Genomic DNA, 10,905 nt, shown 5'->3' with positions numbered 1-10,905 from the left:
TAGCAACAGCTCACCCATGCGGCTCTGACAACGATGTTAACCCGCGTTAAATATCCCACGTTGGCCAGCATCTGTCTCACGGAAAGTCATACTGCCTTACGGGCCGATGCTGCCTGAGTTGCTCGGCGGTTCGGCGGATCTGGCTCCAGCAACCTGACCATCTGGAAAGGTTCTGTTTCGCTGAAGGAAGATCCGGCGGGCAACTACATTCACTACGGGGTGCGTGAATTTGGCATGACCGCTATAGCCAACGGCATCGCGCACCACGGCGGCTTTGTGCCGTATACCGCGACGTTCCTGATGTTTGTTGAATACGCCCGTAACGCCGCGCGGATGGCGGCACTGATGAAAGCGCGGCAGATTATGGTTTATACCCACGACTCAATTGGCCTGGGCGAAGATGGTCCGACGCACCAGGCTGTTGAGCAACTGGCCAGCCTGCGCTTAACGCCAAATTTCAGCACCTGGCGACCGTGCGATCAGGTGGAAGCGGCGGTGGGCTGGAAGCTGGCGGTTGAGCGCCACAACGGACCGACGGCACTGATCCTCTCAAGGCAGAATCTGGCCCAGGTGGAACGTACGCCGGATCAGGTAAAAGAGATTGCCCGTGGCGGTTATGTGCTGAAAGACAGCGGCGGTAAGCCAGATATTATTTTGATTGCCACCGGTTCAGAGATGGAAATCCCCCTGCAAGCGGCAGAGAAATTAGCGGGAGAAGGTCGCAATGTACGCGTAGTTTCCCTGCCCTCGACTGATATTTTCGACGCCCAGGATGAGGAATATCGGGAGTCGGTGTTGCCTTCTAACGTTGCGGCTCGCGTGGCGGTGGAAGCAGGTATTGCCGATTACTGGTACAAGTATGTTGGTTTGAAAGGGGCGATTGTTGGGATGACAGGTTATGGGGAATCTGCTCCGGCGGATAAGCTGTTCCCGTTCTTTGGCTTTACCGCCGAGAATATTGTGGCAAAAGCGCATAAGGTGCTGGGAGTGAAAGGTGCCTGATGGTGATCGCCGGATGCTGATTGCCGGATGCGACTCTGACGCGTCTTATCCGGCCTATAGCGTCTTATCCGGCCTACATGTCCCCGCCATTTTGTTTAACGGGTGATCCACAACGTGGGCCAGGCGTCTGGCCCATGCCAGTTATCGCAGGTGGGTTCTGCGGCGTAACGCACCAGGCGAAAACGCTGACCGTCAAAGCGCCAGCGCGCCTGAATGCCACAATCGCTTAATCCGCGCCCTTTCGCTAAGGTCACCAGTTCACGCGATTTCTCATCAAATGTTGCGTTCATCAGTTCCAGTTCATTCGTCTCCTGCCCGTTGTTGAACGGCAAACGCAACCGAACCGGGCGCGAGGCCAGCGGATTTTTACGCGACACAATCCATGCCAAATCAATGGTGTTATAGGCCCCTGCCTCACAGCTAATCATCATCAGCGCTTTATCATCAGTCAGCGCAGTGACATTCACCTCACGACGCAATGGATCAAGCGAGCAGCGCAGACCATTCATCCGCCAGTTTCCATAATCCAGCAAATCGTTGCGTTCTTCGAGTGAGAGTGGCGTCGGCGTTGGGTTAACCACCGCGACCTCTTTCAGCGCAGGCGCGGGCGGTACGCTGAGCGGCGGTTCGTCCCCTTTCTTGATCCACGCGGTTTCACTGCCAACGCGCTTTTGCTGAGCATCAATAAACAACAACGCCGCTTTTAAGCCACTCAGCGAAATGGTCTGATTGCCGTCGCGTAAGGTGATCGCCTTCCCTTCCTGAATCATCTGCAAAAACGCGGTGATGGTTGCCGTATCATCGGTTACTAATAACCATGGTGAAATCCGCCACTTGTCACCACTTAACGCCAACGGCTCGCCATCTAACAGCAGCCGTGGCGCTATCTCCCCTTCTGACGCCTCCGGCGACTTCAATCCGCCGCACTCAATACGTAAAACGGCATCGGTATGCGCCCCGGCGCTGCGGCTCAGGGTCATCACCAGTCCATTATGATCGCCCGTATTACGCGCCACGCAGAAGTTTTGGTTATTACAGGTGACCAGCCAGTCGGAAAACGCCCGTTGCGCTGGTGCCGCCCACACCAAAGACGTCGGCAACAAAGCGAAAAAAAAGAGAAGGAAAATGCGATAGCGCATGGACGGTACGACCCCAGAAGTTCAAACAAACAGCACAAGTCGTATCTTCGTTGCGCAGGTAGCGCGGCTCAATCGGATTTGTCGGATTGAGCCAATAATAAACAACGAAATATTATTGTTATTTTTCAGTCCATTAAATGTGACGTTTGCAAATAGTTAAGCAATAACACCGTCTTACCGTCACGTATCTCGCCGGTTTTGATCATCTCCAGCGCCTGGCTGAATGGCAGCTCGAGCACTTCAATATCTTCATCTTCGACACCGCCACCGGCGTTAGCGCGCTGATTGTCACTGTATTCGGCGATAAAAAAGTGGATTAGCTCAGTCACACCGCCTGGCGACATATACAGTTCAAATAATTTGCGCACTTCGCCCACTTCATAGCCCGTCTCTTCAATCGCTTCTTTACGAATGCACACTTCCGGTTCGTCGTTATCCAGCAGCCCGGCGCAGGTTTCAATCAGCTGCCCGCTTTCATTGCCATTAACCCAGGTAGCGACACGGAACTGACGAATCAGAACCACGGTCTTTTTCTTCGCGTTGTACAGGAGGATCGTCGCACCATTACCGCGATCGTAAACTTCACGTTTATGGCGGATAACTTCGCCATCTTTGCGCGTGAGATCGTAGGTAATGTTGTGCAGGGTGAAATAGTTATCGGAGAGAATTTTGTCTTTAATGAGGGTGATTTGTTGCGTCATACCGACTCCACAGCGCGAAATGAACAATTATCTTACGCTGTGAAGTCGGGTTTGTCTGCGCAGGCTATCAGTGAGATTTGACTGATTTTACCCCCAGCCAGTCAATAATCCCCTGTGCCGCATGACGTCCTTCTGCCATTGCGGTAACCACCAGATCCGCACCACGCACGGCGTCGCCACCGGCGAAGATTTTCGGATTGGAGGTCTGGTAACGGTACTGGCTTTCCACATCCGCGATGATGCGGCCCCATTTGTCTACCGTTACACCGTGCGACTCCAGCCACGGCATCCCGTGCGGATTGAAGCCAAACGCCATAATCACCGCGTCGGCTGGCATGACAAATTCACTGCCTTCCACCGGTACTGGACGCCGACGCCCCTGGGCATCCGGCTCGCCAAGACGCGTGCGCAGGAAACGAATCCCGCAAACGTGACCTTGTTCATTCAGCTCAAGCGCCACCGGCTGGACGTTAAATTCGAAGTTGGCCCCCTCTTCGCGGGCGTTCTTCACCTCTTTCTTCGAGCCTGGCATGTTAGCTTCATCACGACGATAAGCGCAGGTGACGTTACTCGCGCCGTGGCGCAGCGCAGTACGCACACAGTCCATCGCGGTGTCGCCGCCGCCCAGTACCACGACGTTAAGTCCGGCGGTATTGATAAACGGCTCTTCCGGTAGCTCTTCGAGCCCCATCACCTGTTTAGTGTTGGCGATGAGGAACGGCAGCGCGTCATAAACGCCCGGCGCATCTTCATTGGGTAAACCCGCTTTCATGGAACGGTAAGTGCCTACGCCAACGAAGACCGCGTCGTATTGTTCCAAAAGCGAATCCAAAGAGACATCTTTACCCACTTCACAATTGAGTTCGAAGTGAATCCCCATCGCGCTGAAGATTTCCCGACGGCGTGCCAGCAGGGATTTATCCAGTTTGAAAGAAGGAATGCCGAAAGTGAGCAAGCCACCGATTTCTGGATGGCGATCGTACACCGTCACCGCCACGCCATTGCGGGTCAGAACATCCGCACAGGCCAGCCCTGCCGGACCTGCCCCGATAATCGCCACCCGCTTGTCCACTTTGGTGACATGACTTAAGTCAGGACGCCAACCTTTCGCCAACGCCTGATCTGAAATATAGCGTTCAATGTTGCCGATAGTTACCGCGCCGTGCTCATCGCGAATAGTACAGGCACCTTCACACAAACGGTCTTGCGGACAAACGCGTCCGGTAATTTCCGGCAGGGTGTTGGTCTGGTGAGAAAGCTCGACGGCGGCGTCGATGTTTCCGGCTTTCACCAGTTCAATCCACTGCGGAATATGGTTATGCAGCGGGCAGGTCCATTCACAAACGCTGTGCTCGCCGCACTTAAGGCAGCGCGAGGCTTCCCGTTATGCCTGGTCGGCGCGAAATGGCAGATAAATTTCATCAAAACCGGTTTTGCGCGCTTCAATCGCCAGTTTATCCGGCTCGCCACGCGCGGGCGTTGCCTGCATTTGTTCGACTTTACTCATTACCGGCATTTCTTGTGCAGCGGTACTGGCATGCCACGGTTGATGCTCCTGACGTGCGGTGCGCAAGCGGCGGGATTTCGCCATGCCGGAGAGTGCGACGTCAGTGACCAGTTGCAGCGCGTCCGCCGGGCAATTCTCGACACAGGCAGGACCGTTTTCGCGCCCTGCACAAAGGTCGCATTTATGCGCCGTGGCTTTTACTTTTCCTGCCGCGACGGGTGTCAGGACGATTTGCATCGTACCAAACGGACAGGCCACCACGCAGGATTTACAGCCAATACACTTTTGCTGATTGACCTGAATGCTGTCATCAACGTGGCTGATTGCGCCATTAGGGCAGCTACGGGCGCAGGGCGCATCTTCACAATGGTGACAGGTCACTGCACTACGTTGCTGCTGATGTTTGATAACCGTAATTCGGGGATGAAAATGGTGTTGGCTCAGGACATGTTGCTCATCATTGTGAGCCATGACACAGGCGATTTCACAAGCATGACAACCCAGACATTGCTGACTGTTGGCCATAATAAAACGATTCATAACGACCTTCTTTTTTGGTTGTAAAAACCTTATTCTTTATATGAGTGTTGTTATTACCCGACTTACAGGGGAATCGGCAATGTTCATGTGCCCAGAATAAGTAACTATTTCGCTATAAACTGTGGCAGCTCAAATAATCCCATCACTGACTAAATTGCGTTTCAGCGAACTGGAACATTAATGATTTTTTGTGGAGAAGACGCGTGTGATTGTTAAACGACCCGTCTCGGCCAGTCTGGCCCGGGCCTTTTTTTACATTGTGCTGCTGTCGATTCTTTCCACGGGTATCGCTCTGCTAACTCTGGCGAGCAGTTTGCGCGACGCTGAGGCTATCAATATTGCCGGATCGCTGCGTATGCAGAGTTACCGCCTGGGCTACGACTTGCAAAGTGGCAGTCCACAACTCAATGCACATCGCCAGTTGTTTCAGCAGGCACTGCATTCACCGGTATTAACCAATCTCAACGTCTGGTATGTGCCAGAAGCAGTAAAAACTCGCTATGCGCATCTGAATGCCAACTGGCTGGAGATGAATAATCGGCTCAGCAAGGGCGATTTGCCGTGGTATCAGGCCAATATTAATAATTATGTTAATCAGATAGACCTGTTCGTGCTGGCTTTACAGCACTACGCTGAACGCAAAATGCTGCTGGTGGTGGCGATTTCCCTGGCTGGCGGTATCGGTATTTTCACGCTGGTCTTTTTTACTTTGCGCCGTATACGCCATCAGGTGGTTGCCCCGCTGAATCAGCTGGTTACCGCCAGTCAACGTATTGAACACGGGCAGTTCGACTCGCCGCCGCTGGATACCAGTCTGCCGAATGAGCTTGGTCTGCTTGCAAAAACCTTTAACCAGATGTCGAGCGAGCTGCATAAATTGTACCTTTCGCTGGAGGCGTCAGTAGAAGAAAAGACCCGCGATCTCCACGAGGCCAAGCGTCGTCTGGAGGTGTTGTATCAATGTTCGCAGGCGCTGAACACAAGCCAGATTGATGTGCATTGTTTCCGCCATATTTTGCAGATTGTTCGCGACAATGAAGCGGCTGAATATCTGGAGTTAAATGTCGGTGAAAACTGGCGGATTAGCGAAGGGCAACCAAACCCGGAATTGCCGATGCAGATTTTACCGGTGACAATGCAAGAGACGGTTTACGGCGAACTGCACTGGCAAAATAGTCACGTTTCATCATCAGAACCGCTGCTTAACAGCGTTTCGTCGATGCTGGGACGCGGTTTGTACTTTAATCAGGCGCAGAAGCATTTTCAGCAGTTATTGTTGATGGAAGAACGTGCAACCATCGCCCGCGAATTGCACGACTCGCTGGCTCAGGTACTTTCTTACTTACGTATCCAGTTGACGTTACTGAAGCGTTCGATACCGGAAGATAACGCCACCGCACAAAGTATCATGGCCGATTTTTCCCTGGCGTTGAATGATGCTTATCGGCAGTTACGCGAGCTGTTGACTACTTTCCGCCTGACGCTGCAGCAGGCGGATCTCCCCTCCGCGTTGAGGGAAATGCTGGATACGTTACAAAATCAAACCAGCGCCAAACTGACCCTCGACTGCCGTCTGCCAACCCTTGCGCTGGATGCGCAAATGCAGGTGCATTTGTTGCAAATTATTCGCGAAGCGGTGCTGAATGCGATGAAGCACGCCAACGCCAGCGAAATCGCCGTCAGTTGCGTCACCGCGCCGGACGGCAATCACACGGTTTATATCCGTGATAACGGGATTGGTATCGGTGAACCGAAAGAACCCGAAGGTCATTATGGTCTGAATATCATGCGCGAACGCGCGGAACGGCTGGGTGGGACGCTGACTTTTTCACAACCTTCCGGCGGCGGCACGTTAGTGAGTATTAGCTTTCGCTCTGCAGAGGGTGAGGAAAGTCAGTTGATGTAATGCCTCCTACTGACCAAAGAATACTTGCACTTAAGGTTCAGTATAAAAGGGCATGATAATTTACATTAACTCCTTTTTTTCTCCACGATTGGCTCGTACCTTGCCGCTACAGTGAAGCAAGTCAAGCCTACAACGATACGCAGAAACACGAGGTCCTCTTTTAATGGCGAATTTCTTTATTGATCGCCCCATTTTTGCCTGGGTGCTGGCAATCCTGTTGTGTCTGACAGGGACCCTGGCGATTTTTTCATTGCCCGTTGAACAATACCCCGATCTCGCGCCACCGAATGTGCGAGTGACCGCTAACTATCCCGGCGCATCGGCCCAGACGCTGGAAAACACCGTGCCCCAGGTTATCGAGCAAAATATGACCGGCCTCGATAATCTCATGTATATGTCATCTCAGAGCAGTGGCACCGGTCAGGCATCTGTCACTTTAAGTTTTAAAGCAGGCACCGATCCGGACGAAGCCGTGCAGCAAGTACAAAACCAGCTGCAATCAGCCATGCGAAAGTTACCGCAGGCGGTGCAAAATCAGGGCGTGACGGTGCGTAAAACCGGCGATACCAATATTCTGACCATTGCTTTCGTCTCTACCGATGGTTCGATGGATAAACAGGATATTGCCGATTATGTTGCCAGTAATATTCAGGACCCGTTAAGCCGCGTGAATGGCGTCGGGGATATCGATGCCTATGGTTCGCAATATTCCATGCGTATCTGGCTGGCCCCGGCGAAACTCAACAGTTTCCAGATGACGGCTAAAGATGTCACTGATGCCATTGAGTCACAGAACGCGCAGATTGCGGTTGGGCAACTTGGTGGTACACCTTCCGTCGATAAGCAGGCGCTCAACGCCACCATTAACGCCCAGTCACTGCTGCAAACACCAGAACAGTTCCGCGATATCACCTTGCGGGTGAATCAAGACGGCTCAGAGGTAAGGCTGGGCGATGTCGCCACCGTCGAAATGGGGGCGGAGAAATACGATTATCTTAGCCGCTTCAATGGTAAGCCAGCCTCCGGGCTGGGGGTAAAACTGGCCTCCGGCGCAAACGAAATGGCGACAGGGAGCTGGTGCTCAATCGTCTCGACGAGCTGGCGCAGTACTTCCCGCACGGACTGGAATACAAGGTGGCGTATGAAACCACCTCGTTTGTTAAAGCCTCCATTGAAGACGTGGTGAAAACGCTGCTGGAAGCTATCGCCCTGGTTTTCCTCGTTATGTATCTGTTCCTGCAAAACTTCCGCGCCACGCTAATACCCACTATCGCCGTGCCGGTGGTGTTGATGGGAACCTTCTCCGTACTTTACGCCTTCGGTTACAGCGTCAACACCTTAACCATGTTCGCGATGGTACTGGCGATCGGTCTGCTGGTGGATGACGCAATCGTGGTGGTGGAAAACGTCGAACGTATTATGAGTGAGGAAGGACTCACTCCTCGCGAAGCCACACGTAAATCGATGGGGCAGATCCAGGGGGCACTGGTCGGGATTGCGATGGTGCTTTCGGCGGTATTTGTACCAATGGCCTTCTTCGGCGGCACCACCGGTGCCATCTATCGCCAGTTCTCTATTACCATTGTTGCGGCGATGGTGCTGTCAGTACTGGTAGCGATGATCCTCACTCCGGCTCTGTGTGCCACACTACTTAAGCCACTGAAAAAAGGTGAGCATCACGGGCAAAAAGGCTTTTTTGCCTGGTTTAACCAGATGTTTAACCGCAACGCCGAACGCTACGAAAAAGGGGTGGCGAAAATTCTCCACCGCAGCCTGCGCTGGATTGTGATTTATGTCCTGCTGCTTGGCGGCATGGTGTTCCTGTTCCTGCGTTTGCCGACGTCGTTCTTACCGCTGGAAGACCGTGGCATGTTTACTACCTCGGTACAATTGCCCAGCGGTTCAACCCAACAACAGACCCTGAAAGTCGTTGAGCAAATCGAGAAATATTACTTCACCCATGAAAAAGACAACATCATGTCGGTGTTTGCCACCGTTGGTTCTGGCCCTGGGGGTAACGGGCAAAACGTGGCGCGAATGTTTATCCGCCTGAAAGACTGGAGCGAACGCGACAGTAAGACCGGCACCTCGTTTGCCATTATCGAGCGTGCAACAAAGGCGTTTAACAAGATTAAAGAAGCTCGCGTTATCGCCAGCAGCCCGCCAGCAATTAGCGGTCTTGGTAGTTCTGCGGGTTTTGATATGGAGTTGCAGGACCACGCTGGAGCAGGTCACGATGCGCTGATGGCAGCACGTAACCAGTTGCTGGCGCTGGCGGCGGAAAACCCGGAGCTAACCCGTGTGCGCCATAACGGCCTCGATGACAGTCCGCAGTTGCAGATTGATATCGACCAGCGTAAAGCTCAGGCGCTGGGCGTTGCTATCGACGATATTAACGACACACTGCAAACCGCCTGGGGTTCGAGCTATGTGAATGACTTTATGGATCGCGGTCGTGTGAAGAAAGTCTATGTGCAGGCAGCTGCGCCGTATCGCATGCTGCCAGATGACATTAATCTCTGGTATGTCCGAAATAAAGATGGCGGCATGGTGCCCTTCTCTGCTTTCGCGACCTCACGCTGGGAGACTGGCTCGCCGCGTCTGGAACGCTATAACGGTTATTCTGCGGTTGAGATTGTTGGGGAAGCCGCACCGGGGGTCAGTACCGGTACGGCGATGGATATAATGGAATCGTTAGTGAAGCAGTTGCCAAACGGCTTTGGTCTGGAGTGGACGGCGATGTCGTATCAGGAGCGGCTTTCCGGCGCGCAGGCTCCGGCGCTGTACGCCATTTCCTTGCTGGTGGTATTCCTGTGTCTGGCGGCGTTGTATGAAAGCTGGTCGGTGCCGTTCTCGGTAATGCTGGTCGTGCCGCTGGGGGTTATCGGCGCGCTGCTGGCAACCTGGATGCGCGGGCTGGAAAACGACGTTTACTTCCAGGTGGGCCTGTTAACGGTCATTGGTTTATCGGCGAAAAACGCCATCCTGATCGTCGAGTTTGCTAACGAGATGAACCAAAAAGGCCACGACCTGTTTGAAGCGACGCTCCACGCCTGCCGTCAGCGTTTACGCCCGATTCTGATGACCTCGCTGGCATTTATCTTCGGCGTATTGCCAATGGCAACCAGCACGGGTGCCGGTTCCGGTGGTCAGCATGCGGTGGGTACTGGCGTAATGGGCGGGATGATTTCGGCCACTATTCTGGCTATTTACTTCGTGCCGCTGTTCTTTGTACTGGTGCGCCGCCGCTTCCCGCTGAAGCCGCGCCCGGAATAAGCAATAAAAAAGGCGACATGCTAATGTGTCGCCTTTTTCAACTTTCCGATTAAGAACCTGCTCAGCGGGTTCTTGCTGTTTGTACTTTGTCTCAGGAATTACTTACGAAGCATAACTTCGATAAAGTCTTTCCAGTTCCCCAGTTCACGTTCAATCATAACAACCTCTCTTATAATTATGGGTATTCTACGGAAACAATATACCGTGGTGAAGCTAATTTACTCGATTGCTGCGATGACTACCTCCGGGGGACAAACCTTATGTAAATACTATGGTCCTGCGGTGATAATTTGTATGTGATACACAGCAACATTTCGAGATATTCATACGGCATCTAATACTGATTTAATTCTGGTTAAAATACAGACAGATAACAAGATGAATATTCTTAATGTTTACGTTAAAAATGTTTAATATTATTTAATAGTTGTTAATTTGAATACTTCGATGGTGATGCTGCCAACTTACTGATTTAGTGTATGATGGTGTTTTTGAGGTGCTCCAGTGGCTTCTGTTTCTATCAGCTGTCCCTCCTGTTCAGCTACTGACGGGGTGGTGCGTAACGGCAAAAGCACTGCCGGACATCAGCGCTATCTCTGCTCTCACTGCCGTAAAACATGGCAACTGCAGTTCACTTACACCGCTTCTCAACCCGGTACGCACCAGAAAATTATTGATATGGCCATGAATGGCGTTGGATGCCGGGCAACTGCACGCATTATGGGCGTTAGCCTCAACACGATTTTACGTCACTTAAAAAACTCAGGCCGCAGTCGGTAACCTCGCGCATACAGCCGGGCAGTGACGTCATCGTCTGCGCGGAAATGGACGAAC

The 10,905-nt window shown here is 52.6% G+C and carries 4 protein-coding genes and 4 pseudogenes; 4 read left to right on the top strand and 4 right to left on the bottom strand.

Annotation, left to right across the window (positions count from 1 at the left end; all coding sequences use genetic code 11):
* Positions 1 to 94: 94 nt before the first annotated feature.
* Positions 95 to 1,002 (top strand): annotated as a pseudogene (locus tag BFF42_RS03410) (transketolase-like TK C-terminal-containing protein); the annotation flags it as partial.
* 95 nt (positions 1,003 to 1,097) lie between these two features.
* Here BFF42_RS03410 and BFF42_RS03405 read toward each other — a convergent pair.
* The 3 genes and pseudogenes from BFF42_RS03405 to aegA form a co-directional block, all read right to left on the bottom strand.
* Complete coding sequence (locus tag BFF42_RS03405; RefSeq protein ID WP_001270504.1) at positions 1,098 to 2,141, bottom strand: DUF1176 domain-containing protein; 1,044 nt, start codon at positions 2,139 to 2,141, stop codon at positions 1,098 to 1,100.
* A 125-nt stretch (positions 2,142 to 2,266) separates the two neighbouring features.
* Positions 2,267 to 2,842, bottom strand: coding sequence for a GDP-mannose pyrophosphatase NudK (nudK, locus tag BFF42_RS03400; protein ID WP_000193711.1), 576 nt, complete (start codon positions 2,840 to 2,842; stop codon positions 2,267 to 2,269).
* A gap of 67 nt (positions 2,843 to 2,909) precedes the next feature.
* A pseudogene (aegA, locus tag BFF42_RS03395) lies at positions 2,910 to 4,889 on the bottom strand (formate-dependent uric acid utilization protein AegA).
* A gap of 205 nt (positions 4,890 to 5,094) precedes the next feature.
* Here aegA and narQ point away from each other — a divergent pair.
* Together narQ and acrD are read left to right on the top strand one after the other, a co-directional pair.
* Complete coding sequence (gene narQ / locus BFF42_RS03390; protein WP_012421589.1) at positions 5,095 to 6,795, top strand: nitrate/nitrite two-component system sensor histidine kinase NarQ; 1,701 nt, start codon at positions 5,095 to 5,097, stop codon at positions 6,793 to 6,795.
* 163 nt (positions 6,796 to 6,958) lie between these two features.
* Positions 6,959 to 10,071: pseudogene (acrD, locus tag BFF42_RS03385) on the top strand (multidrug efflux RND transporter permease AcrD).
* 98 nt (positions 10,072 to 10,169) lie between these two features.
* Here the strand turns inward: acrD and ypfM are convergent.
* Positions 10,170 to 10,229, bottom strand: a complete 60-nt coding sequence (gene ypfM, locus BFF42_RS03380; protein ID WP_001386977.1) for a protein YpfM — start codon at positions 10,227 to 10,229, stop codon at positions 10,170 to 10,172.
* A gap of 346 nt (positions 10,230 to 10,575) precedes the next feature.
* Between ypfM and BFF42_RS03375 the strand changes: the two are divergent.
* A pseudogene (locus BFF42_RS03375) lies at positions 10,576 to 10,905 on the top strand (IS1-like element IS1A family transposase); the annotation flags it as partial.

Source organism: Shigella sp. FC1661, assembly GCF_001712525.1.
In the GTDB taxonomy this organism is placed as follows: domain Bacteria; phylum Pseudomonadota; class Gammaproteobacteria; order Enterobacterales; family Enterobacteriaceae; genus Escherichia; species Escherichia coli.
This window is presented reverse-complemented; position numbering and strand designations above follow the sequence as displayed.